The following is a 24939-nucleotide window of genomic DNA, read 5'->3' as shown; positions in this document are numbered from 1 at the left end:
GCCTAAATCAGAAAACCGTTCGAGTGGCCTGAATTCACTTAGCCGGGACGATGCCCGGGAGAACGACCTTGTCGGTCTTGTCGCCCTTCGGCCGGTCGGCGGGCATCTGGTCTCCGGTGACGATGTAGTAGATGGTCTCGGCGATGTTGGTCGCATGGTCGCCGATGCGCTCGATGTTCTTGGCGCAAAACAGAAGATGCGTGCAGGGCGTGATGTTGCGCGGATCTTCCATCATGTAGGTCAAAAGCTCGCGGAACAGCGAGGTATACATGGCGTCGATCTGGTCGTCCCGGTCGCGCACGAGGCCGATCCTCTCGACCGAGCGCGAGGCGTAGACGTCGAGCACTTCCTTGAGCTGCGTCAGCGCCAGGTCGGCAAGGGCCTCCAGACCGCGGAAAAGGCTGTTCGGCTGGCGGCCGTCGACAGAGGCCACGCGCTTGGCGACGTTCTTGCCGAGGTCGCCGACACGCTCGATATCGGCCGAGATGCGGATGGCGCCGACGATCTCGCGAAGATCCGTCGCCATCGGCTGGCGCCTGGCGATGATGATGATGGCCTTGTCGTCGATCTCGCGCTGTCCCTCGTCGAGGACGAGATCGTCCTGGATGACCTTCTGGGCGAGGCCATGGTCGGCGTTCACTAGGGCCGCGACCGCCTGCTCGACCATGCGCTCGGCATGGCCACCCATCACGGCGATGCGCTTCGTCAGGAATTTCAGCTCTTCATCATAGGCACTGACGATATGGACGGACTGCATGGACATGCCTTCCCGGTTTGCGCCGGCTGGTGCGTTCCCTCGATCTGTCGCTGATACGCGAACCGCGTGACAGAAAGAAGAAAATCCCGGTTGGCAACCGGTACACGATCAGCGAGCCGGCAAATGAACCGTGAACGCCGCGCCCTTGCCGACTTCCGACTTGATCGACAATCTTGCGTTATGACGGGTCAATATATGCTTGACGATCGAAAGGCCAAGCCCGGTGCCTTTCTGGGTGCGGCTGTTTTCGACGTCGACGCGGTAGAAGCGTTCGGTGATGCGCGGGATATGTTCCTCGGCGATGCCCGGGCCGTAGTCCCTGATCGTGACGTCGAAGCCCGGCTGTTGAGCGTCCTCTGCACCGGCAATCGATACGGTGACGTGCCCGCCCGACTGACCGTATTTGCAGGCGTTCTCCAAGAGGTTCTCGAAGACCTGGAACAGTTCGTCGCGGTCGCCGGGAACGACAGGCCGCCCATTGGCGAACTCCCGTTCGATGACGATGCCGTTCTCGGCGGCCAGCGGCCCGAGCGAGTCGATGACGCTGTCGATCGTCTGGCGAAGATCGACCTCCGTGCCCGGCCTTAGATAGGGTTTCATCTCCAGTCGCGACAGCGACAGCAGGTCGTCGATCAGGCGGGCCATGCGGCCGGTCTGGTTCTGCATGATCTGCAGGAACTGGTCGTGGGCCGCCGGGTCATTGCGCGCCGGCCCGCGCAGCGTCTCGATAAAGCCGGCGATCGAGGCGAGCGGCGTGCGCAGCTCGTGGCTGGCATTGGCAATGAAGTCGGCCCGCATGCGATCGATGCGGCGCGTCTCGCTCTGATCCTTGAACACCAGCACATAGAGGCCGGTGGCATGGCCGACCGTGGACGCGCTGACCCGGTATGTCCGTTCCACCGGCAGCTTCTCGGTGTAGTCGACCGCATCGGCGGCGACCCGCCCCGACAAGATGCTGTCCAGCAGCGACTGCATTTCCGGCGCGCGGAACTTCAACGCTAAAGACATGCCCGGCGCCAGCCCGCCGAAGGCGGCGAAGGCGGCGGCGTTGGCATGAACCATGGTGGCGGAATGGTCGAAGATGATCAGCGGATCGGCGACTGCGGCCGCCAGATACTCGCCGGAAAGCCTTTGCAGCCCGCTGGCCTCGATCGCGGCGGCCGTATCGGCCGAGCGGCGCTCGGCATCGGCAGGCAGCATCGCCGCGATCGCCAATGCGGCCAGGGCCAGCAGCGGCACATAGGCGGAGGCGCCGGCGAAATAATAGACGGCAACGACCGCGACAACGCCAGCGGCAAGTAGCCAGCGATTGCGCCAAAGCCGCGCCGCCAGGGCTTGCCCCTTGCTTCCTTGCCCCGCGCCCGTCTCTGCCATAGGCCCGCGCTACCCCGCATCTCGTCGACCGATCAGCGACCGGCTGGACTGGCCTGGCGCATGAGGCCCTGAAAATCAGGATCGATTTTCGCGAAGGTTCATGCGCAAAATCAAAATGCTACGGCGTGTTTGCGCCCGGATGGGCGCGCTACGCTGCACAGGCTCCATAGCATGAGTCCGCAAACTGGAAAGGTTCGTCTGGATGAAAAAAGCCAAGGAAACGGCTGAAGCATTGCCGGCCGCGGCACCGATCAAGATCAAGGTCGGCGACAAGGAGCGCGAATTCGACATCGACAATCCAGTGCTTCCGGACTGGATCGAGGACAACAAACTGACCGCCGGCGGCTATCCGTACGACAAGAAGATGAAGGGCGAAGACTACGAAAAGGAGCTCGAACGGCTGCAGATCGAACTGGTCAAGGCGCAGGCCTGGCTGCAGGCGAGCGGCAAGCGGGTGATGGCGCTGTTCGAGGGGCGCGACGCGGCCGGCAAGGGCGGCACGATCTTCGTGCTGCGGCAGTACATGAACCCTCGCACGGCGCGCAACGTGGCGCTGACGAAGCCGACGCCGACCGAGACGGGGCAATGGTATTACCAGCGCTATGTCGATCATTTCCCAACCTCGGGCGAATTCGTCACCTTCGACCGCTCCTGGTACAACCGCGCCGGTGTCGAGCCGGTCATGGGTTTCTGCACGCCGGAACAGCACGAGAAATTCCTCGACGAGACGCCGCATTTCGAGCGCATGATCTGCAACGAGGGGATTCACTTCTTCAAATTCTGGCTGAACATCGGCCGCGAGACGCAGCTCGAACGGTTCCATGACCGCCGCTGGTCGCCGCTGAAGAACTGGAAGTTCTCGCCGATCGATATCGCCGGCGTCGGCAAATGGGACGACTACACCAAGGCACGCGACCAGATGATCGACCGCACGCACAAGGAGTTCTCGCCCTGGATCGTCGTGCGCGCCAACGACAAGCGCCGAGCCCGGCTTGCGGTGATCCAGCGTATCCTTCTGTCGCTGCCTTATGACGGCCGCGATCTAGATGCCGTCGGCAAGCTCGACAAGAAGATCATCGGCGAAGGGCCGGAGTTCCTGAAGGACTAGACCGCGGATTGCAGCGCCGCGCGCCTTTCGGCCCGCGCGGCGCTGAGATTGTCGATCAGGCGGCCAGGCGAGCGATCCGTTGCAGCCGCTTCAGCGTGGCGTCATCCTGAAGCGCCTGTTGGAACAGGGTGATCTCGTGGTCGATGCGGTCGCACAACACGTCCGTATCGCCCTTGAGCAGGCTCCGCGTCTGCAGCAGTGCGGCGACCGGCTTCTTGGCGAGCTGTTTCGCTCTCGCCAGGGTAGCCTCCTCCGCGCTGCCTTCCGTCACGATTTCGCCCACCAGTCCGAGCGCCCTGGCGTCCTCGACCCCGAGCGTGTCGCCCAGGCAGAAGAAGCGGAAGGCGCCGGCATAGCCGAGCTTCTGGGGCGCCAGGATGCTGGTCGCCGCGTCCGGCACCAGGCCGAAGTCGACAAACGGCACCCTGAAGGTGCTGCCCTTCGAAGCGATCACCATGTCGCAGTGGAACAGGATGGTGCAGCCGACGCCGACGGCATCGCCGTCGACACAGGCGAGCACCGGCTTGGGGAAGGTCGCCAGCATGCGGAACATGTCGGTGACAGCGGCGATCAGCTCTCGGTGCTTGGTGGCGTCGAGGAACTCCGAGAAGTCGCCGCCAAGGCAGAAACATCCGGCGAGGCCACGCAGCATGACGACGCGGACGTCGTCATTGACGGCGGCTTCGTGGAAGGTCCTGGCAAGGCTCGCATAGGCGTGCCTGTCGAGCACCGGCCGGCCGTCATGCGAGGACACCGTGACGACCAGCGTATGGCCGCGCAGTTCAGGTTCGGGATGGAAACTCATGACCGCCTCCATCACGAAGCCTGCTTCAGGCCGAGCAGACCGGGATAGCCCCGGTTCAGCACCGGCAGGAAGTGGTTGCGGCGGGCTCGCACGGTATCGAGCGTATGCTCGGTGAAGGTGAGCAGCGTCGCCACGACCTGCTGGTTGCCGTAAGTGCGCTGGTAGCCAAGCGGCTGTGCCAGGAAGTGCAGTTGCAGCGCCCGCAACACCCACATCGGCTCGAACTCGATGATGACCTGGTTGACGTTGCGCTTCAGGCCCCATTCGACGAAGCCAGCGATCAGTTCGGTGCCGACAGTCGAGACGCCCCGCTTGCCGTCGCGAAAACCCGGTGCCACCGCATAGCGGGTCAGCTCCCAGACATTCGGCCCCGAGGGGGACTGCCCCTCGCAGAGATCCGACAACACGTCCGTCAGAAGGTGCGGCCGTGTCGTCGGCAGCATGCGCTGGTAGCCGGCAAGCTCGCCATTGCGGATGACGAGGTGGTGTTCTGCCTTGTCATGGTCGAACTGGTCGATCTCGAGCTGGTCCGGCCGATCGAGATCGGTCCATCCCATCTCCTCGACGAAGATCTTATGACGCAGGCGATGAACCGCTTCCCAAAGGTCGGGGCGTTCCATCAATTCCTGAGTGGTAAGGGAAAAAAGCATTAGCCGTCTCCTGGGCTTAAGAGGAAGATACGGCCGGGCTTTCCCGAAAACATTACGCGATCGCGTAGGCAAGAATTTCTAGGTCGGCACCGGCCGACCTAGCTAATATAGCCGCGCATAATCGCCTCCGCGACTACCTGTACGCAGTTGGCAACGCCCCGTTGCTTTTGGCGTTAAGAAAGCATTAGCCGTCTTGAGGCTTAAGAGGAAGATACGTCGGATTTTCTGAAAATTTTATGCAATCGCGTGGGCAAGAATTTCTAGGCCGCACGCCGACCTAGCTAATATAGCCGCGTCTAATCGCCTCGGCGACTGCCTGTACACGGTTGGCAGCGCCCAGTTTGCTCTTGGCATTAAGAAGGTGTTTCTCGGAGGTGTGCTCCGAGATGCCGAGAATCTGCGAAATCTCCCACTCGGACTTGCCGACAGCCGCCCATTGCAGGCATTCCCGCTCGCGCGGCGTCAATTCAATGTGATCGATGATGTTGTCGGCCTTGGTGTGCAGTTGCATGGCGCGGCCGATCGCGTAGGTCGACGCCAGCGAGACCATTCCGAATTCGGCATCCGACAGTTCGACGGACTCGCCGCCCAGCGAGACCATGACGATCTGGCCGTCGAGCGTGACCAGCGGAAACGCCAGGCCGTCGCGCAGCTTGAACTCGCGCGCGTCGCCCATGACTTCGTCGCTGCTCTTGTCGATCACGGCGTTCTTGGAAGCATCCCGCCATTGGAACGGCGCCTGAAGCTGCTTCATGTGGCTGACAACCGGATCGTGGTCGACATAGTTGCGCGCCACGTAACGCTCGAGCCAATCACCGGGCCAATCGCAAAGCAGAACGTGCTGCTTCTGCCGGCCGCGTGGCGTGCCCGGCTGCGGCACGGTTCCCGCCATCAGGGCCGTCAGCCCGAAGTTCGAAGTGACACCCAGCAGCCTTTCGCAAACCGCTGCCGCGGTGCCAGCGTCCTGCAACTGGTCTATGTATTCCAGAGTTCTGTCGAACAGGCCCATGGCAACATCTACCCCATGTTGCTTCTGCTTTTTCGTTACCGACGGTAGATGCCCGAACCGCTCTTCGTCATCAACCCCGGATCGCAATCTCCTCTACAAACCGGTAGCTTCCCCCTCTTCCGGCGCGCGAGGTCACATGCAAACGCTCTAAACCATACGCCTAATTTGGCCGCTTGAAATCAAAAACCGTTGTGTCTGCCCCGTTTTCATACGAAAAGCCAAGGAAGCTGTCTGGGCGGAGCTATATCGTGATGTTGCGGTGGATATTTCTGACCCTGATGTCCGTACTGACCGGCGCGTTGCCCTTTGCCGGCGCGACTCAGGCAGCGGAGCCGCAGGTGCCAGTGCTGTGGGATGCCAAGGAGCGGCTGCCGAAACCCGACCTCTCCGCACTGCCGCGGCTCAGATTCCTCACCACCACCGATTTTCCACCCTTCAACTTCCTCGACGGCTCGGGCCGCCTGTCCGGTTTCCACATCGATCTGGCACGGGCGATCTGCGCGGAATTGGGCGTCGCCGAGAAATGCCAGGTGCAGGCGCTGCCGTGGAACGAGTTGGAGGATGCCCTCCAGAAGGGCGAGGGCGAGGCGATTATTGCCGGCATCGCCGCGACGCCGGAGAGCCGCGAGAAATACGCCTTCTCGCGCTCCTATATGCAGTTCCCTGCGCGCTTCATCATGCCGAAGGCGAAGGCCTTCGCCGAGCCGATCCTCGACAAGCTGCGCAGCAAGCGGGTCGGCGTCGTCGCCGGCTCCGCGCATGAAAAAATGCTGCGCGACTATTTCAACACCGTGCAGGTCGTGACCTTCGACAAGCCCGAGGGCCTTTATGCCGATCTCAAGGCCGGCAAGATCGACGCCGCCTTCGGCGACGGCATGCGCTTCGCCTTCTGGCTGGGCGGCTCCGATGCCGCCGGCTGCTGCCGGTTTGCCGGCGGTCCGTATCTGGCGCCGGAATATCTGGGCGCGGGCATGGCGATCGCCACCCGCAAGAGCGACACCGCACTTGCCGCGGCCTTCGACTACGCGCTGCAGGAAATCTCGATCAAGGGCACCTTCGCCGAGTTCTATCTGCGCTACTTCCCCGTCAGCTTTTTCTAGAGCGGCTCACCGTTTGATCGAAACGGCAAACCGCTCTATCCCTTTGATTTGACACAACTCCTAACGGAAAACCGCTTCACACTTTTCCCGGACTTGCTCTAGGTGAGCGTGCGCAGTCGCGCCTTGGCCGCGCGCGCGATCGCGGCCACCGTCAGCGTGTCGAGATCGAGCTTGAGCCGGATCAGTTGCAGCACCCTGACCTCCTCCATGCGCATTTCGAGATCGACGGCGGCGACCTCGAAAGCGGCGGCGTAAGCGGTGTCGCGCAGCCGCTCCGGCAGCGCTTCGGCGACGTGCGCCAGCACGCCTTCCAGCCCGTCCTTCTCATGCAGCGCCTTCTGGCAGGCCTGCGCCACTTGAACCAGCCTATCCTGGTTGAAGTCGACGAACACCGGCCAGGAGCGGACGACGTCGCCGATCCGCGTCAGCTCGACATCGGTCATGTCGCGATCGGACGCCGACGTGATGACCATCAGGTGGATCAGGGCTTCGTGCGGGCTCAGCAAAGGCATTCAAAACTCCTGGATGCGTGCATGTCGTTTCCGCCAATCCGCGAGGCACTTTGGGGCGACATGCACGGGATAATCCCGCTTCAACGTAGGAACACCATTATGACGCCGCAAGGAAAACCACCGCAAATCGTTGACGCTCCGGTCTCGCGCGCCTAGAGACCGGTTGAAAATCATATCCGCCGCGAAGACGGCCATGACTGGAATTTTTGACATGACGGGATCAAACATCATCGATCTCAATCCCGAGATGCTTGCCGCGGCGGCCGAGAGCAAGGCCTGGCCGTTCGAGGAAGCAAAGAAGATCATCGCGCGATACAAGGGCAAAGACTTTCCCGAGACCGTCCTGTTCGAGACCGGCTACGGACCGTCCGGCCTGCCGCATATCGGCACCTTCGGCGAGGTGGCGCGCACGACCATGGTGCGCCACGCCTTCCGGGTGCTGACCGGAGACAAGGTCAAGACCAAGCTTTTGTGCTTCTCCGACGATATGGATGGCATGCGCAAGATCCCGGAAAGCGTCCCGGATCGCGCAGCGCTCGAACCCTATCTGCATATGCCGCTGACGTCGGTGCCCAATCCGTTCGGCGGCGACCATGCGAGCTTCGCCGACCACAACAATGCGATGCTGTGCCGCTTCCTCGACACGTTCGGCTTCGACTACGAGTTCGCCAGCGCGACGAAGTACTACAAGGCCGGCCGTTTCGACGAGGTGCTGTTGCGCGCCGCCGACCGCTACGACGAGATCATGGGCGTGATGCTGCCGACGCTCGGGCCGGAGCGCCAGGCGACCTACAGCCCGTTCCTGCCGATCTCGCCGAAGAGCGGACGCGTGCTCTACGTGCCGATGAAGCATGTCGACGCCAAGGCCGGCACAGTCACGTTCGACGATGAAGGCACCGAGACGACGCTGCCCGTGACCGGTGGCCATGTGAAACTGCAGTGGAAGCCGGACTTCGGCATGCGCTGGGCAGCGCTCGGCGTCGATTTCGAGATGTTCGGCAAGGACCATCAGACCAACGCCGTGATCTATGACCGCATCTGCAACATCCTCGGCGGACGCGCGCCGGAGCATTTCGTCTACGAACTGTTCCTCGACGAGGAAGGCCAGAAGATCTCGAAGTCGAAGGGCAATGGCCTGACCATCGACGAATGGCTGACCTACGCGCCGACGGAAAGCCTCGGCCTTTATATGTACCAGCGGCCGCGGCAGGCGAAGAAGCTGTATTTCGACGTCATCCCTAAGGCGGTGGACGAATATTATTCCTTCCTCTCCGCCTACCCGCGCCAGGACTGGAAGGAGCGGCTCGGCAATCCGGTCTGGCACATGCATGACGGCAATCCACCGGCCATCGACCTGCCGGTGCCGTTCGCGCTGCTGCTCAACCTGGTCAGCGCTTCCAACGCGCATGACAAGGCGGTGCTGTGGGGCTTCATCTCGCGCCATGCGCCGGGCGTGGCACCGAAGACGCATCCGGAGCTCGACCGGCTGACCGGATACGCCATCCGCTATTTCGACGACTTCGTGAAGCCGACCAAGGTCTACCGCGCCGCCGACGAGGTGGAGCGCGAGGCGCTGGGCAAGCTTTCCGAGGCACTCGGCGCGCTGCCGCAAGGCGCCGACAGCGAGGCGATCCAGAACGCCGCGCTCAATGTCGCGCGCCGCATCGAACGCTACCAGGACCATTCCAAGCAGAGCCCGGAAGGCGGGCCCGGCGTGTCGGTCGCCTTCTTCCAGATGATCTACCAGGTGTTGATCGGCCAGGAGCGCGGGCCGCGCTTCGGCTCGTTCGCGGCGCTCTATGGCATTGCCGAGACGCGCGCGCTTATTGGGCGGGCGCTGGCTGGTCAGTTGGCGGCGTAACGGCGCCGCCTTCCGCCGGCAGGATCGAATCCGGCGCCACAGGCGCCGGTTGCGATGCTGCCGGCAGCGCCGGCAAGCCGTCGAGGTCCGGCGCCTGGCCGAAAATGCCCTTCTTTGCGGCACGGGCCTTGTTCTCGGCATCGACATAGGGGCCGCCTTGCGCGGCGCGCGCCCAGCCGTTCTCGACCAGCCACTGGCCGATGTCCTGGTTGCCGATATGGCATTCGGCGGAAATGGTGTCGCGGCCGCCTTCCGGCGGCACCTTGCAGGCTAACGCCCGGCCGCGCAGGAAGGCGCGGAAGGCTGTCCTGGCGCGCGCGCCGCAAGCCCATGCCTTGCCATCGTCGCTGCAGGTTTCGTCCGCCTTGACGACATCCACGCCGGACACGGCGACGGCGTAGCCCTTTGCCTCGATCAGCCCGGCGGCCGTGGCGACCGGCTGGAAGAGCTTGGTGCCGTTCCAGTCGCCCGGCATCTTTACTTTCGGCGGCTTGGGCGGCCCGGCCAGCGCCAGATCGCCGAGTGGCGCGCGCGGTTCCACCCGTTCGAGCTCGTTGTCTGTGAGGGCAGGCGGCGCCACCATTTCGGGATCAATGGCCCTCGAGTGGACAGGCGGCTTCGGCGGCTGCGGAGCGGCGGGCGCGGGAATGGCAGAGGTCGCCGGCTCCCGCGGCGGCGTATCGGCCCCCGGATCGGCGATCGCGGCCGGATCGATCTGGTCCACGGCGATCACGCTCTCATGGCCTTTGACCACGCGGCCGCCGGCAATGACGAGCGCCGCCATAGCCGGAATCGCCAGAACCGCCAGGGTTGTGTGAAGGAGCCGCACCAGCCCGGGCCTACTGGCTCGCCCAGACGATGCGCGCCACCCATTCGATATCGCGCGTCGGGATGTCCCGGTCCGGGTGAGCGGGGTTGAGCGAAACCAGCACGATCGATTTCACCGTTTGCCGGTCGAGCACCTTGGCCATGACCTCGCCGGCGGTGGTCTTTACGACGACGCGGTCGCCCTTGCGCGTCGGCGCGCCGGGTTCGACGATCAGCACATCGCCATTGCGGTAGAGCGGCAGCATGGAATCGCCCTGCACCTGCAGCGCGTATGACGTCTCGGTCGCCCGCGCCGGAAGCTCGACCAGATCCCAGCCCTGCCCTGCCGGATAACCGGCATCGTCGAAGAAGCCCCCCGCGCCGGCCTGGGCGAAGCCAAGCAACGGGACGGCGCTGCGTTGTCGGGCGATAGCGGCGCCGACGCGCCCTTCGACCAGCCCGGTGAATTCCTCGAGCGAAGCGCCGGTGGCCTCGATGATCTTGGCCAGCGATTCTGTCGAGGGCCAGCGCGGCCGGCCGTCCGACGACAGACGCTTCGACTTGTTGAACGCCGTCGAATCGAGACCAGCGCGCCGGGCGAGGCCGGAGGCCGACAGCGAATAGCGCTCTGCAAGAGCGTCGATTGCGGCCCAGACGCGGTCGTGTGAAAGCACGCGCACTCTCCTTCAAAACAGGAAAAAATGCCTCGACCTGTCTAGCGCGCGACCGCAGCGTTGTCCACCGGTAGCGATGGACCGAAGAATAGAAGTGATCCGCCGGCGCGCAAAAGGGTGAGCTGGTCTGGCACGGCCAATTGACCCCGAAGACCGAATGATTTTATGGTCGAACCGCGGTGCAGGCCGCATCCGGGTCCGCGGGAAGGGTTGAACCCACTTGCTTCGATGAGCTGACAGCCAAACCTTTGTGCAGCCGGATTTGCGGACCTTCGGCGAACAACGCACGGAGGTTTTCATGAGCCAACTCCCCAACCGTCCCAATCTCGACCTGTTGAAGAAACAGGCCAAGGATCTGCTCGCGGCCTATCGGCGCGGCGAAGCGGACGCACTCGCCCGTTTTCGCCAAGCGCTACCCTCGGCGACGGACAAAGACGATGCGACCATCGCGGCGCTCGCCCTGCGCCTGCATGACGCCCAGTCTTGCCTGGCGCGCGAATATAGCTTCCCTTCCTGGCGCGACCTGAGCAGCTTTGTCATCGCGCAGCGCGCCTACGGCGCCGACCGCGCCGCTTCGATCCGCAACTGGGCGGGGCTCGTCTATGCCGGAGACATAAGCGGCAGCACCAACCGGGCGAGCCCTGCTGCCGCCGCACGCTTGATCGAACAACATCCCGATCTCGTCCGAGGCGACGTGTATGTGGCCTGCGCGATTGGAGACGAAGCGATCCTGCGGGATGCGACTAAGCGGGACGCCGGCTGGGTCAACCTCCCGGGCGGCCCACTCGACCTGCCGCCGCTGGTGGCGGTTACCCATTCCAGCCTGGTGCGGCTGCCGCGCTTTCGCGACGCGCTTCACACCGCCGCCAGATTGCTGATCGAGGCCGGCGCCGATCCCAATCAGACGGTTGGCAGCCGCTGGCCGCCGGCCTCGCTGGAGAAGCCCTCGGACGAATACAGGCTGTCGGCGCTCTACGGCGCGGCCGGCCAGAACCACGATCCGGTTATGACGGAGCTGTTGCTCGATGCCGGTGCCGATCCGAACGATGGCGAGTCGCTCTATCACTCGCTCGAGAACCCGGCCTGCACGCGGCTGCTGCTCGCAGCTGGAGCCCGCGTCATGCGTTCGAACGCGCTTTATCGTGTCCTGGATCTCGATAGCCTGGAGGCGCTGAGACTGCTGCTCGCCGCGCCGGATGCCGATCCGAACGAGCCAGCCGGAAGCCAGCCGACCTCTGATTGGGGCAGGCCGCTTCTGTGGGCAATCCGCCGCCGCCGCTCGCCGGCGCATATCGAAGCCCTGCTTGCGGCCGGCGCCGATGCGTCGGCGCGGACGCCTGAAGGCCTAAGCGCCTACCGGGTCGCACTGCGCTTCGGCCTGCCGGACGTCGCTGCGCTGCTGCGGCAACCGGGAGACGACGAACCGCTGCCCGACGAGGAGCGGTTCGTCGCCGCCTGCGCGGCCGGTGACGAGGCGACGGCCAGCAAGATCAAGGCCCGCCGGCCAGACCTGCCGGAGTCGCTGTCGGGTCAGCAGTTGCGGCTGCTGCCCGAGCTTGCCGCACAGGGCTGCCGAGACGCGGTGAAGGTGATGGTCAGGCTCGGCTGGCCGGTTGCCCGGCGCGGCGGCGACTGGGACGCCTCGGCGCTGAACCATGCCGTCTTTCACGGCGACGCCGACCTCGCGCGCTTCCTGCTCGAACACGGCGCGGACTGGAAAGAGCAGCATGGCTTCGGCAGCGATGTGCGTGGGACGCTCGGCTGGGCTTCCGTCAACGAGCCCGAAAGCGATGGCGACTGGGTCGGTTGCGCCGAGGCGCTTTTGGCGCACGGAATGCCGTCCGGGCGGCCGGATCCCCAAGGCAGGCGGACCGTCGCCTTTGAAGACGGGCTGATGGTCTTTTCAGATGAGGTGACCGACTTTCTGCTCGGCAGGCCGGCCTGACCCGATCAGACCTTTTTGGCCTGCTCGCGCAAATTCCGGTGCGACAGCATGAACGCCCGCTCGGCCTCGGTCGGCGGGCGTGGACTGGCGGAGTAGCCGAGCGCCGCAACGACCTCGTCGATGTCGAGGAAGCGGCGACCGCCGCGGTCGTAGACGCCACCGGTGGTCAGGATCAGCGCCGCCGTCTCGCCGCCATCCAGGACGAAACGGTGCCTGCCGATGACCGACGTGCCTTCCCAGGTCCCGATCGACGACACCACCTCGAAGCGGCGCCACAGCTTGATCTCGCGCACATAGGCCACCTGCAGCCCACCGATCATCGGCGCCCAGCCATTCTTGCGCGCCAGCGCGATGAGACCGACGCGCAGGAAGATGTCGATGCGGCCAAGATCGGCCAGCATCATGTAGCGGGCGTTGTTCAGATGCAGGTTGAAATCGATGTCGATCGGCAGGCAACGAAAGGCCAGCCGGCTTTCATCGCCCACCCGATAAGGGCCACGGCTAGACGCCGTGGCCACGGTGCGGGCCATTCGCCCCCAGACATACATCCCGGGTTCGTTCGTCAGGCCGCCTTTCTGACCTCACCCTTCTGGTAGGGGTCGAAGCGTTGGTAGAAGGTCTCGTCCTTCTCGGCCATGTCGAGTAGAAGCTTCGGCGCCTTGAACTCGGCGCCATACTTCTTCTGCAGCCCCTTGGCGATCTTGACGAAGCGCTTGGCGCCGATGCCGTCGATGTAGGACAGCGCGCCGCCGGTGAAAGGCGCGAAGCCGAAAGCCAGGATCGAGCCGACATCGGCTTCGCGCGGATCGGTGACGATGCCTTCTTCCATCACCCTTGCCGCTTCCAGCGCGATGGTGACCAGCAGGCGCTCCTTCAGCTCCTCATAGTCGACCTTCTCGGGCTTCAGCTGCGGATAGAGGTCCTTCAGGCCCGGCCAGAGCTTCTTTTTCGCGGGTTTCGCCGGATAGTCGTAGAAACCCTTGCCGTTCTTGCGGCCGAAGCGGCCATGCGCGTCGACCATGGTGTTGATCAGCGCCATCTGCTTGGGGTCGACAGCCTTCTCACCGAGATCCCTGATGGTCTGCTTCATGATCTTCTGGGCAAGGTCGACGGCCGTGTCGTCGGTCAGCGCCAGCGGGCCGACCGGCATGCCGGCGGCCTTGGCGGCATTCTCGATCATCGCCGCCGGGACGCCCTCGATCAGCATCTTGTAGGCTTCCGACATGTAGCGCAGCACGCAGCGGTTGACATAGAAGCCGCGCGTGTCGTTGACGACGATCGGCGTCTTCTTGATGGCGCGCACGAAGTCGAACGCGACGGCCAAGGCCTTGTCGCCTGTCTTCTTGCCGAGGATGATCTCGACCAGCATCATCTTGTCGACCGGCGAGAAGAAGTGGATGCCGATGAAGTTCTTCGGCCGCGCCGAGTTCTTCGCCAGTGCGGTGATGGGTATCGTCGAGGTGTTGGAAGCGAAGATCGCCGACGACTTCAGCACCGCCTCCGCCTTCTCGGTGGCCTCCTTCTTGACGCCCGAATCCTCGAAGACCGCCTCGACGACCAGATCGCAGCCGGCAAGGTCGGCATTTTCCGCCGTGGGCGTGATCAGCGACAGAAGCTTGTCCTTATCTTCCGGCTTGGCGCGCCCCTTCTTGACCTGATCGGCCATCAGGCCGTCGGAATGCGCCTTGCCCTTCTCGGCCGACGGCAGATCGCGGTCGAGCAGCACCACCGGAATACCGGCCCTGGCCGTGACATAGGCGATGCCGGCACCCATGAAGCCGGCGCCGAGGATGCCGATCTTCTTGAATTTGGTATCCGGCACGCCGGCCGGACGACGCGCGCCCTTATTCAACTCCTGCAGCGACAGGAACAGCGAGCGGATCATAGCCGCCGCTTCCTTCGACTGCATGATCTCGGTGAAATAGCGCTGCTCGATCCTGAGCGCTGTGTCGAAAGGCACCAGCAGGCCTTCATAGACGCATTTCAGGATCGCCGCCGCGGCCGGATAATTGCCGTAGGTCTCGCGGCGCAGAATGGCGATCGCCGGCGGCCAGAGATTGGCGCCGGCCGCCGAATAGATCGGCCCGCCCGGCAGCTTGAAGCCCTTCTCGTCCCAGGGCGCCACCGGCTTCAGGCCGTTCCTGATCATTGCCTTGGCGGTCTCGACGAGCTTGGAGGGCTCGGCGATCTCGTGGATCAGGCCCATTTGCTTCGCCTTCTGCGGCGTCAGGTTCTGGCCACTGGTCAGCATCTGCAGCGCCTGCTGCTGGTCGGTCAGCCGCGGCACGCGCTGGGTGCCGCCAGCGCCGGGGAAGATGCCGATCTTCACCTCGGGAAGTGCCATCTTCACCTTGTCGGAATCGGCGGCGACACGGCCATGGCAGGCGAGCGACATCTCGAAGGCGCCGCCCATGCAGGTCCCGTTGATCGCCGACACGAACGGCTTGCCGCACGTCTCGATCTTGCGGAACAGGCCGGTCATATAGCCGGCATTGTCGAACAGCGCCCTGGTCGCCTTGTCGAGATCATGCTCCTTCTCGGCGGCGAAGGTCGCCAGCATCTTCTGCAGCATGGTGATGTCGGCGCCGCCGGAGAAGCTGTCCTTGCCGGAGGTGATAACCGCGCCCTTGACGGCGGCATCGCCGGCAACGTGATCGACGATGGTGTTCAACTCGCGCATCACCTCCTCGGTGAACACGTTCATCGAGCGGTCCGGCATGTTCCAGGTGACCAGCGCAATGCCGTCGGCGTCGATGTCGAGGGTAAAATTGGTGTAGGTCATCTCTTCTCTCCCCGTCAGACGCGTTCGATGATCGTGGCGGTGCCCATGCCGGCGCCGATGCAGAGCGTGACCAGCGCGGTGTTCAGGTCGCGGCGCTCGAGCTCGTCCAGCACAGTGCCGAGGATCATGGCGCCGGTGGCGCCGAGCGGATGGCCCATGGCGATCGCCCCGCCATTGACGTTGATCTTGTCATGCGGGATGTCGAAGGCCTGCATGTAGCGCAGCACCACGGAGGCGAAGGCCTCGTTGAGCTCGAACAGGTCGATGTCCGACAGCTTCATCTTGGCGCGCTTCAACAGCTTTTCGGTGACGTCGACCGGACCGGTCAGCATCAGCACCGGCTCGGAGCCGATGTTGGCGAAAGCGCGAATGCGCGCGCGCGGCTTGAGGCCCATTGTCTTGCCGGCCCTTTTCGAGCCTAGCAGCACAGCCGCCGCGCCGTCGACGATGCCGGAGGAATTGCCGGCGTGATGGACGTGGTTGACCTCCTCGACCTCCGGATGCTTCTGCACGGCTACCGCGTCGAAGCCGCCCATCTCGCCGGGCATGACGAAGGACGGATTGAGCGAAGCCAGCGACTGCATGTCGGTCGAAGGCCGCATGTGCTCGTCATGATCGAGGATGGTCAGGCCGTTCTGGTCCTTGATCGGGATCACCGAATTCTTGAAGCGGCCGTCAGCCCAGGATTTTGCGGCGCGCTTCTGGCTCTCGACCGCATAGGCATCGACATCGTCGCGGCTGAACCCGTATTTGGTGGCGATCAGGTCGGCCGAGATGCCCTGCGGCACGAACCAGCCGGGCAGGCCGACGGACGGGTCCATGAACCATGAACCGCCGGACATGCCCATGCCGACGCGCGACATGGATTCGACGCCACCGGCAATGACGATCTCGTCCGCCCCTTGCGCGATCTTGGCGGCGCCGAAATTGATGGCGTCGAGACCCGAGGCGCAGAAGCGCGAGATCTGCATGCCGGGCGCCGAGGTCGCGTAGCCGGCCTCGAAGGCGGCGGCGCGCGGAATGACGGAGCCTGCCTCGCCGACCGGGTCGACGCAGCCGAAGATGATGTCGTCGACATTGCCGGTGTCGAGCCCGTTGCGATCGCGCAGGGCCTCGAGCGTCCTTGCGGCCAGCCGCACCGCCGGCACCTCGTGCAGCGAGCCATCCTTCTTGCCCTTGCCGCGCGGCGTGCGCACGGCGTCATAGACATAAGCCTCAGTCATTTTCGTGCTCCTTGGCTTTGCCGGCCGCCGCGCTCAGAGAGAGCGCCCGATCAGCAATTTCATGATTTCGTTGGTGCCGCCGTAGATGCGCTGGACGCGAGCGTCGCGGTACATGCGGGCGATCGGATACTCATTCATGTAGCCATAGCCGCCGTGCAATTGAAGGCATTCGTCGACTACTTTGCCCTGCAGGTCGCTGAGCCAGTATTTGGCCATCGAGGCGGTCACCGGGTCGAGGCCGCCATCGATATGGCGGGCGACGCAGTCATTGTAGAAGACGCGGCCGATCGTGGCCTCGGTCTTCAGCTCGGCCAGCTTGAACTGGGTGTTCTGAAAATCGATGACCGCCTTGCCGAAGGCCTTGCGTTCCTTGACGTAGTCGATGGTGATTGCCAGCGCCCGCTCGATCATGGCGATCGCCCCGGTGCCGATCTGCAGCCGCTCCTGCGGCAATTGCTGCATCAACTGGACGAAGCCCTTGCCCTCCTCGTGGCCAAGCAGGTTCGAGGTCGGCACGCGCACGTCGTTGAAGAACAACTCGGACGTGTCGTTGGCCTTGAGCCCGATCTTGTCGAGGTTGCGGCCGCGCTCGAAACCCTCGACCTCGTCGGTCTCGACAACGATCAGCGAGGTGCCCTTGGCGCCCTGTTCCGGATCGGTCTTGGTGACCACGATGACCAGGTTGGCGAGTTGGCCATTGGTGATGAAGGTCTTGGAACCGCTGATCTTGTAATGGTTGCCGTCCTTCTCGGCGCGGGTCTTGACGCCCTGCAAGTCGGAACCGGCGCCGGGCTCGGTCATCGCGATGGCGCCGATCAGCTCGCCGGTCGCGAGCTTGGGCAGCCATTTCTCTTTCTGCTCCTCGGAGCCATAATGCAGGATGTAGGGCGCGACGATCGAATTGTGCAGGCCGATGCCGAAGCCGTCGACGCCGACATGGCCGATCGCCTCGATGATGGCGCTCTCATGCGCGAAGGTACCGCCGGAGCCGCCGTATTTCTCCGGCATGGAAGCGCAGAGCAGGCCGGCAGCGCCGGCCTTCAGCCAGCTCTCGCGGTCGAACATCTCGTTCTTCTCGAACTCGTCATAGCGCGGCGCGATCTCTTCCGACATGAAGCGGGTCGCCATGTCGTAGAGCATGCCGACCTCGTCCGCCGCCCAGGCGGGCTTCGGAAGGCCAAGAACTTCGGCTGGATTTGTCGCCACGATTTCCTCCGCGTTCCGACAATTATGGGGGCCGGCCCAGGGCCGACCCGCCAAACCTAGAACGCTTCCGCCGGCAGCGCCATTAGCGTGTCCGCGCCACTCGAAATGCGGGCGAGACGCGTCGCCGTTTCCGGCATGATGCGCTCCATGAAGAAGCGCGCCGTCACCAGCTTGGTGTCGTAGAACACGCTGGCGCCATTGGCGCCTTCCGCGAGCTTTGCCTGCGCGGATTTCGCCATCTGCGCCCACATATAGCCCAGCGCCACCAGGCCGAAGAGATGCATATAGTCGGTTGAGGCCGCGCCTGCATTGTCGGGCCTGGCCATCGCGTTCTGCACCAGCCACATGGTGGCCGCCTGCAGGTCGTTGAGGCCCTTCTTCAGGGGCTTGGTGAAGGTCGTCATCTTCTCGTCGGCACGGTTTTCCTCGCAGAACTCGCCGACCTCCTTGAAGAAGGCCTGGACGGCGCGGCCGCCATTCTGCGCCAGCTTGCGTCCGACGAGGTCGAGCGCCTGGATGCCGTTGGCGCCTTCATAGATCATGGCGATGCGGGCATCGCGCACGAACTGGCTCATGCCATGCTCTTCGATATAGCCGTGGCCGCCGAACACCTGCTGCGCCATCACCGCGTGATCGAAACCCTTGTCGGTGAGCACGCCCTTGACCACCGGCGTCATCAGGCCGGTGTAGTCGTCGGCCGCCTGGCGGTCCTTGTCGTCACCCGAGCGATGCGCGACATCGGACTTGATCGCCGTCCACAGCGCCAGCGCGCGGCCGGCCTCGTTGAAGGCCTTCATCGTCATCAGCGTGCGGCGGATATCGGGATGGACGATGATAGGGTCTGCCTTCTTGTCCGGCGCCTTGGTGCCCGACAGCGAACGGCCCTGCAGGCGCTCCTTGGCGTAGGAGACAGCGTTCTGATAGGCGATCTCGGAGACCGAAAGCCCCTGCAGGCCGACGCCGAGGCGGGCTTCGTTCATCATCGTGAACATGGCCTTCAGGCCGCCGTTCAATTCGCCAAGCAGCGTGCCCTCCGCCTCGTCATAATTCATGACGCAGGTCGAATTGCCGTGAATGCCCATCTTCTCCTCGATCGAGCCGCAGGAGAGCGTGTTGCGCTGGCCGGGATTGCCCGCGGCATCGAGCTTGAACTTCGGGACGATGAACAGCGAGATGCCCTTGACGCCTTCCGGCGCGCCCTCGGCGCGGGCCAGCACCAGATGGACGATGTTGTCCGACATGTCGTGCTCGCCGGCTGAGATGAAGATCTTCTGGCCGGAAATCCTGTAGGTGCCGTCGCCGTTGGGAACGGCCTTGGTGCGCAGCAGGCCGAGGTCGGTGCCGCAATGGGGCTCGGTGAGGTTCATGGTGCCGGTCCAGACGCCTTCGATCAGCCTGGGCAGCCAGGTGGCCTTCTGCTCGTCCGTGCCGTGGGTGACGATGGCCGCGATCGCGCCTTGCGTCAGGCCGGGATACATCATCAGCGCCATGTTGGCGGAGATCATGTATTCGGAGACGGCGGTATGAACGGCGTAGGGCAGGCCCTGGCCGCCGAACTCGGCAGGTGCTGCGAGCCCCATCCAGCCGCCTTCGCGATACTGGTCGTAAGCATCCTTGAAGCCCTTGGGCGTCGTCACCGAGCCGTCGTCATGGCGCACGCAGCCTTCCATGTCGCCGATGCGGTTCAGCGGGTGCATGACGTTCTCGGCAAGCTTGGCGCCTTCGGCGAGGATCGCCTCGAGCACGTCGGGCGTCGCGTCCGAGAAGCCCGGAAGATTGGAATAGCGCTGATAGCCGAGCACGTCGTTGAGCACGAACAGCGTGTCCTGGATCGGCGCCCTGTAGATCGTCATGCCTTCCTCCACCCTTATAGTCCCGGCCTGCCGGCAAGTTGCCCTGTCCACGTCCTGGACGGGAGGCCGGCCAATGTGGATGCTCCGATAGCAAATATTGACGTTTGCGTAAACGTCAACTTCGTCGCAGTGGAAAATTTTGTGAGCGGTCAGGCATTGTGGCGACAAAAAAGCCGCGCGGCTATAACCACGCGGCTCTCGATTCTGGGTCGCAATTGAACGCGAGCGTTCAGCCCGCGGCGCTAGCCTGCGGCGCCGCGGTGCGCTCGACGAGCATCTGGCGAACGACGGACATCGAGTTGCTCAACTCATTGATGGCGTCGTCTATCAGCGCCCGCTGCTTCTGCAGGCGGGCGAGCTGCTTCTCCGACTTGTCGAGCGCCAGCCGCAACTGCTTGGTGTTGGTGCCGGTCGGATCGTAGAGATCCATCATCTGCTTGACGTCGCGCAGCGAGAACCCGACCTTGCGTCCGAGCAGGATCAGCTTCAGCCGAGCCTTGTCGCGACGCGTATAGAGACGGGTCGAGCCGTCGCGATGCGGATTGAGCAGGCCCTTGTCTTCATAGAAGCGCAGCGTGCGCAAGGTCACGCCGTATTTCTTGGCCATCTCGCCGATGCGGACGAATTCCTCGCCGGTCTCGGTCGGAATGTCATTGGTATTGGCCGCGGCTTCGCCGGGCGAAACAAGTTTCATGGTCACTGGCTTTCCCCTGGTGGCGTCGCGGTCGCGGACCAAGCGTCGCCTGAATGGAAGCGGGGGCGTGCTTCCAATCGTGGTTGCAACAAGTCAATCGCAAGAGGCACGGCTTCGCACCTATTACGTTTACGTCAATCCTATATCGACAGCCGCAGGGTGACGCAAGGGCGTTGTCAAATCCGACCTTTATGCCGCACCCGACAGGAGGCTCATGATTTATACGCGGCTTCTTAAGCTTGGTTAACGCCTTGTTTACCACGTTGGGCGAAATGTGCGCATGTCGGTCACCCGTGTTTATCCTGTAGCGAATTTTTCACGGTTTTCGAAGCGTGGGTGAAAACCCGGAAGCCCGTCTTCCTCCGCAGCAAAACCGCTCGGCTCGCTTCGTTCCCGGCAGGACTCTGGGAAACCGGTCTTTGGCCGGCCATTCTGAACACGGGCGCATCGATGAACAGCAAGCGGTCCTATCTCGATACACTCAACGCCGGCAGGCAACGCCGGCCGCACGCCTCGCTCGAAGACCTGAACCGCTCGCTCGAAACGCTGGAGCAGCGGCTGGACCGCACGCGCGCCGACATACCCGATCGCCCCGACCTGCGGCGGCCGCCGGTCGAGCCGCGTTATCCCAGCACGCAGCCTTACGGCCAGCCGCGCTGGTACGAAGATACCCATTCCGCGCAAAGGCCTCTGGACCAGCCGCCGCAAGATCCGCCGCCGCAGAGTCCACGGCCGCAAAATCGCGCTCCGCAAAACCCAGCGCCCGCCGCGCCCGCCTTCGGCCAGAGCTATCACGCGATCGCGCGTGACATCGATCGCGTGCGCGGCCAGGAAGACAGCGTCGCGATGGTCGGCAAGATCGCCGTCGAGTTGCGCGGGCTGCGCGAGGAACTGCGCCACCAGATGACCGTCGGCCTGCAGCGCGAATTCGAAGCGTTTCGCCAGGACATCGACCGCGCCATGCAGGCCAACAGCCAGCGTGGCCCCAACGGCCTGCCGGACAAGAGCAGCGCCGAGCTCAGTCTCGAATTCGAGCGGCTTTCGGGCGCCATCCAGACGCTCGCCGAAAAGAGCGACGACCGCAGCGTCAACCTGCTGAGGCTGGAACTGGAGCAGGTGAAGGGTGCGCTGGACACGCTGGCGCGCGAGGAAAGCCTACAGAAGGTTGATCGGCGCTGGGACGATTTCGACCGCCGCTGGAGCGCCTTCGAGGACCGCGTCGACGCTGACCAGCGCAAGCGCGCCGAAGGCCCGAGCCTTTCGGTGCTGACCGACCGGCTCGAACAGATCAGCAGCGCAGTCAGCAACCTGCCGGAATCGCTTTCACTGCGCTCGCTGGAGGAAAAGGTGCGCACGCTTGCCGGCGCGGTCGACCGTTTCGCCGGCCAGCAGACCGTGCGCGGCGGCGAAACGCTCGCCATGATAGACGAGCGGCTGGACGAGATTTCCCGCGCCATCGTCGCCTCGACCGTGGCCGCGCAGGCCAATGCCTTCGATCCCGAGACCTTCGGCCGAATCGAGAAGCGCATCGCTTCCCTGGCGATGCAGATCGAAGAAGTCGCGCAGTCGCGGCCGGGGGCGGAGGTTCTCGACCACCTCAACCTTTTGTCCAGCCGGGTAGACCAGTTGGCCGGCAGGGCCGACCTGCCCGAGCAGGCCATGGAGCGGCTCGGCAAGCAGATCGCCTTGATCACCGACAAGATGGACCGGGTGCCGGGCATGCCCGACGCCGATCATATCTTCCAGGGCCTGGAGAAGCGCTTCGACGCGCTGTCCATGCTGCTCGAGCGCCGCCAGGGCGATGCTATGGAACAGGGCAATATCCTGTTCCGCGATCTCGAGCGGCGGCTGGACGAGGTCGCGGACAGGCTCGACCAGCGCATGCGCCAGGACGACAGCGCCAGCATCATGGACGCGATCGACGCCCGCTTCACCGCTTTGGCCAAGCGCATCGAGACACGCGCGCCGGATCCCGCCAACGACATGGCGATCCGCGGGCTGGAAAGCCGGCTCGAGGATATTTCCAGCCGGTTGGAATCGTCCGCGCAGCAGGTCGCGGGCATCGATCCGGCCCTGATCCGCAGCCTGGAGGCGCAGGTCGCCGGCCTTTCGGCGCATCTCTCCAAGCCCGGCACGCCGCTGCCCGAATTCGAGGACATAAGCCCGCGTCTCAACGAGATCGAGAAGTCGCTGGCCGGCACGCGCGATTCCATCCTGAGCGTGGCGCGAGAGGCGGCCGAGGGCGCCGTCAGATCGCTCGCCGAGTCGACGTCCAGCACGGCCCAGACCAACGCGACCGCCGTTGCCGGCCTCGCCCAGGACCTGAAGACGCTCGAGGCGCTCACCCGCCGCTCCGACGAGCGCAACTCGCGGACATTCGAGGCGATCCACGACACGCTGCTGAAGATCGTCGACCGGCTCGGCTCGATTGAAGCGACCGAGACCAGCGAAGCGGTCAGCGAACTGGTCGATCCGCAACCGGCCGGCAAGCGCGGCGGGCGCGGCGGCAAGATCGCGGTGCAGGACGCGCCTTCGATGGACATCGACCAGCCGCTGCCGCTCACGGGAGACATGGCCAGCCTTGAAGGCCGCGCCGCGGCGATCATGCGCGATGAGCTGGATGCGCCGCGCTCGCCCGCCGAGGCTGCGGCTGCAGCGGCCATGGCTGCGCTGGGACCGGATGCGATTGGCGAGAAGAGCGAGACGGCCGGCCGCAAGAAATCCATGTTCAGCGGCCTGGCGCGCGCCTTCAAGGGCAAGAAGGATGCGGACACGCAGCCGCTTGCCGGCTCGGCGCCGGTCGGCGACGTGCCAAGCGTCGACATAGACGAGCCGCTCGACCCCAGGGCCGCCAACCGGCCATTGGAACCCGGGTCCGGCGCGCCGGATCTCAACGCCATCATGAAGCGCGTGCGCGACGAGCGCGGCGGCCAGCCGGTCAGGCGCAACGAGGGCGATGCCGCGAAGTCCGACTTCATCGCGGCTGCCCGCCGCGCAGCCCAGGCGGCGGCCGCGGAAGCCGACACGCTGAAGCGGCAATCGACCATGACCGGCCCGGTGAAGGCACTGAGGATCGGCGACCTGCTCAAGGCGCGGCGCAAGCCGATCCTGATGGCGGCGGCCGCGATCATGATGGCGCTGGCCGGCCTGCAGTTGGGCAAGGCCTTCTTGTCCGATCCCGTCGAAACGGCCGCCAACCAGCCCGCCCCGATCATCTCCACGCAGACGGTCGACACGGCCTCGCTCAATGCCACCGTTGCGCCGAAGACCGACACTCCGAAGACCGGCACTCCGAAAACCGACATGGGGACCGCACAGGCCGAAGGCGAGCCGGTTCGCGCCGTCAGGCAGGCGGAGCCCGTCCAGGACACGGCACCGGCCGTCTCTATCCCCTCCAGCCTCGAAGACGCCGCCGCCATGCCGGCCGCACCGTCGCCCGCGCCGGTAGCGCTTGCGACGCCTGCCGAGCCGGCGCCGATGGCTTCCGCAACGCCAGCCGAACCTGCCACCTCCGCGACGGACACGGATGGCGACGCGCAGCCGATGGTTAAGGAACAGGCGACGACCAATCCGGCGGCCGAAGGCGCAGCAGCCAGCGCGCCGGCGGCGACCACCGCCGACACGACAGGCGCCGTGCCGCCGGCGAGCAGCCAGACGGCCGCGGCCAAATTCGATATTCCTTCCGAAATCGGTCCGGTGGCGCTGCGCGACGCGGCCACAGGCGGTGACGCCAAGGCGCTGTTCGAGATCGGCTCGCGCTACGCGGAATCGCGCGGCGTGAAGGAGGACATGAAGGCAGCCGCCAAATGGTACGAGCAGTCGGCCGAGCTCGGCTTCGCGCCGGCCGAATACCGCATCGGCAATTTCTATGAAAAGGGCATCGGCGTCGCGCGCGACATCAAGAAGGCCAAGACCTACTACCAGCTCGCCGCCGAACAGGGCAACGCCAGCGCGATGCACAATCTGGCTGTGCTGTTCGCCATGGCGGCGGACGGGGTGACCGACAATGAATCGGCGACGCACTGGTTCCAGGAAGCCGCGGATCTCGGCGTCAAGGACAGCCAGTTCAACCTCGGCATCCTGGCAGCCAAGGGCGTCGGCATGAAGCAAAACCTGGAGGAATCCTACAAGTGGTTCGCGCTGGTCGCCAAGACCGGCGACAAGGACGCCGCCGCCAAGCGCGACGAGATCGCCAATGCGCTGCGGCCAGAGCAGCTCGAGCAGGCGCGCGCCGCAACGGAATTGTGGAAGGCCAAGCCGCTCAACGCGGCCACCAACTCGGCCGACGTTCCGGAGTCCTGGCAGGACAGCGCGCCACAGACCACCGCCGGTATCGACATGAAGAAGGCGGTGAAAAACATCCAGCTGATCCTCAACAAGAACGGCTATGATGCCGGCGGCGCCGATGGCGTGATGGGCGGCAAGACCAAGGACGCCATCATGGCCTTCCAGACCGACAACAAGATGAAGGCGACCGGCGAGATCGACGCGCCGCTCGTCAAGGCGCTGCTGGCGATGCTGGTGCTGGCCGTGGCCATACGCCTTGCTGTCGATCTCTTCGCGACGCCGCCCAATCTCT

The 24939-nt window shown here is 64.5% G+C and carries 19 protein-coding genes; 5 read left to right on the top strand and 14 right to left on the bottom strand.

Translation table 11 applies throughout. From position 1 onward, the window contains the following. Positions 1 to 34: 34 nt before the first annotated feature. Entirely contained in the window at positions 35 to 757 is a 723-nt protein-coding gene (phoU, locus tag AC0L2L_RS32020; protein ID WP_473583811.1) for a phosphate signaling complex protein PhoU, read from the bottom strand. A 108-nt stretch (positions 758 to 865) separates the two neighbouring features. Next, a complete protein-coding gene (locus tag AC0L2L_RS32015; protein WP_473583810.1) occupies positions 866 to 2131 on the bottom strand; it encodes a sensor histidine kinase in 1266 nt (421 codons plus the stop codon). A gap of 202 nt (positions 2132 to 2333) precedes the next feature. On the opposite strand from AC0L2L_RS32015, the gene ppk2 reads away from it, so the two are divergent. Beyond that, positions 2334 to 3239 carry a polyphosphate kinase 2 gene (gene ppk2, locus AC0L2L_RS32010; protein ID WP_473583809.1) on the top strand — a complete coding sequence of 302 codons (906 nt, stop codon included), beginning with the start codon at positions 2334 to 2336 and terminating at the stop codon, positions 3237 to 3239. Positions 3240 to 3294: 55 nt separating this feature from the next. On the opposite strand, the gene AC0L2L_RS32005 is transcribed toward ppk2, so the two are convergent. The 3 genes from AC0L2L_RS32005 to AC0L2L_RS31995 form a co-directional block, all read right to left on the bottom strand. After that, on the bottom strand, positions 3295 to 4044 hold the full coding sequence (locus tag AC0L2L_RS32005; protein WP_156913619.1) for an enoyl-CoA hydratase-related protein: 750 nt from the start codon (positions 4042 to 4044) through the stop codon (positions 3295 to 3297). A gap of 11 nt (positions 4045 to 4055) precedes the next feature. Continuing rightward, positions 4056 to 4694 carry an acyl-homoserine-lactone synthase gene (locus AC0L2L_RS32000; RefSeq protein WP_473583808.1) on the bottom strand — a complete coding sequence of 213 codons (639 nt, stop codon included), beginning with the start codon at positions 4692 to 4694 and terminating at the stop codon, positions 4056 to 4058. Positions 4695 to 4971: 277 nt separating this feature from the next. Beyond that, positions 4972 to 5703: a helix-turn-helix transcriptional regulator gene (locus tag AC0L2L_RS31995; protein WP_473583830.1), complete on the bottom strand. Its 732-nt coding sequence runs from the start codon at positions 5701 to 5703 to the stop codon at positions 4972 to 4974. A gap of 278 nt (positions 5704 to 5981) precedes the next feature. On the opposite strand from AC0L2L_RS31995, the gene AC0L2L_RS31990 reads away from it, so the two are divergent. Beyond that, positions 5982 to 6803 (top strand): transporter substrate-binding domain-containing protein, encoded by an 822-nt coding sequence (locus AC0L2L_RS31990; protein WP_473583807.1) that lies wholly within the window; start codon positions 5982 to 5984, stop codon positions 6801 to 6803. A 98-nt stretch (positions 6804 to 6901) separates the two neighbouring features. Here the strand turns inward: AC0L2L_RS31990 and AC0L2L_RS31985 are convergent, their stop codons facing one another. Continuing rightward, positions 6902 to 7315 carry a tellurite resistance TerB family protein gene (locus AC0L2L_RS31985; RefSeq protein ID WP_027169308.1) on the bottom strand — a complete coding sequence of 138 codons (414 nt, stop codon included), beginning with the start codon at positions 7313 to 7315 and terminating at the stop codon, positions 6902 to 6904. 211 nt (positions 7316 to 7526) lie between these two features. Here AC0L2L_RS31985 and AC0L2L_RS31980 point away from each other — a divergent pair, with 211 nt between their 5' ends. Beyond that, positions 7527 to 9176 carry a lysine--tRNA ligase gene (locus tag AC0L2L_RS31980; protein ID WP_473583806.1) on the top strand — a complete coding sequence of 550 codons (1650 nt, stop codon included), beginning with the start codon at positions 7527 to 7529 and terminating at the stop codon, positions 9174 to 9176. Here AC0L2L_RS31980 and AC0L2L_RS31975 read toward each other — a convergent pair. After that, a complete protein-coding gene (locus AC0L2L_RS31975) occupies positions 9139 to 10005 on the bottom strand; it encodes a thermonuclease family protein (protein ID WP_473583805.1) in 867 nt (288 codons plus the stop codon). The genes AC0L2L_RS31980 and AC0L2L_RS31975 overlap by 38 nt on opposite strands. A 10-nt stretch (positions 10006 to 10015) precedes the next feature. After that, positions 10016 to 10657 carry a S24 family peptidase gene (locus AC0L2L_RS31970; protein ID WP_027169305.1) on the bottom strand — a complete coding sequence of 214 codons (642 nt, stop codon included), beginning with the start codon at positions 10655 to 10657 and terminating at the stop codon, positions 10016 to 10018. Between the two features lie 298 nt (positions 10658 to 10955). Here AC0L2L_RS31970 and AC0L2L_RS31965 point away from each other — a divergent pair, with 298 nt between their 5' ends. Beyond that, complete coding sequence (locus AC0L2L_RS31965) at positions 10956 to 12602, top strand: ankyrin repeat domain-containing protein (protein ID WP_473583804.1); 1647 nt, start codon at positions 10956 to 10958, stop codon at positions 12600 to 12602. 5 nt (positions 12603 to 12607) lie between these two features. Here the strand turns inward: AC0L2L_RS31965 and AC0L2L_RS31960 are convergent, their stop codons facing one another. From AC0L2L_RS31960 to AC0L2L_RS31935, 6 genes are all read right to left on the bottom strand, one after another. Next, the gene (locus AC0L2L_RS31960) at positions 12608 to 13150 is read right to left on the bottom strand and encodes a thioesterase family protein (protein ID WP_473583803.1); all 543 of its coding nucleotides are present in this window, start codon (positions 13148 to 13150) and stop codon (positions 12608 to 12610) included. A gap of 14 nt (positions 13151 to 13164) precedes the next feature. Next, complete coding sequence (locus AC0L2L_RS31955; protein WP_473583802.1) at positions 13165 to 15384, bottom strand: 3-hydroxyacyl-CoA dehydrogenase NAD-binding domain-containing protein; 2220 nt, start codon at positions 15382 to 15384, stop codon at positions 13165 to 13167. 14 nt (positions 15385 to 15398) lie between these two features. After that, positions 15399 to 16607, bottom strand: coding sequence for an acetyl-CoA C-acetyltransferase (locus AC0L2L_RS31950; RefSeq protein WP_473583801.1), 1209 nt, complete (start codon positions 16605 to 16607; stop codon positions 15399 to 15401). Between the two features lie 33 nt (positions 16608 to 16640). After that, positions 16641 to 17813 carry an acyl-CoA dehydrogenase family protein gene (locus AC0L2L_RS31945; RefSeq protein WP_473583800.1) on the bottom strand — a complete coding sequence of 391 codons (1173 nt, stop codon included), beginning with the start codon at positions 17811 to 17813 and terminating at the stop codon, positions 16641 to 16643. 56 nt (positions 17814 to 17869) lie between these two features. Continuing rightward, the gene (locus AC0L2L_RS31940) at positions 17870 to 19666 is read right to left on the bottom strand and encodes an acyl-CoA dehydrogenase (RefSeq protein ID WP_473583799.1); all 1797 of its coding nucleotides are present in this window, start codon (positions 19664 to 19666) and stop codon (positions 17870 to 17872) included. 229 nt (positions 19667 to 19895) lie between these two features. Next, positions 19896 to 20360 (bottom strand): MerR family transcriptional regulator, encoded by a 465-nt coding sequence (locus AC0L2L_RS31935; protein ID WP_473583829.1) that lies wholly within the window; start codon positions 20358 to 20360, stop codon positions 19896 to 19898. Between the two features lie 450 nt (positions 20361 to 20810). Between AC0L2L_RS31935 and AC0L2L_RS31930 the strand changes: the two genes are divergently transcribed. Beyond that, on the top strand, positions 20811 to 24939 hold a 4129-nt coding region (locus AC0L2L_RS31930; RefSeq protein ID WP_473583798.1), incomplete at its 3' end, for a peptidoglycan-binding protein.

The sequence above is a fragment of the Mesorhizobium sp. WSM4832 genome, from assembly GCF_055811115.1.
This window is presented reverse-complemented; position numbering and strand designations above follow the sequence as displayed.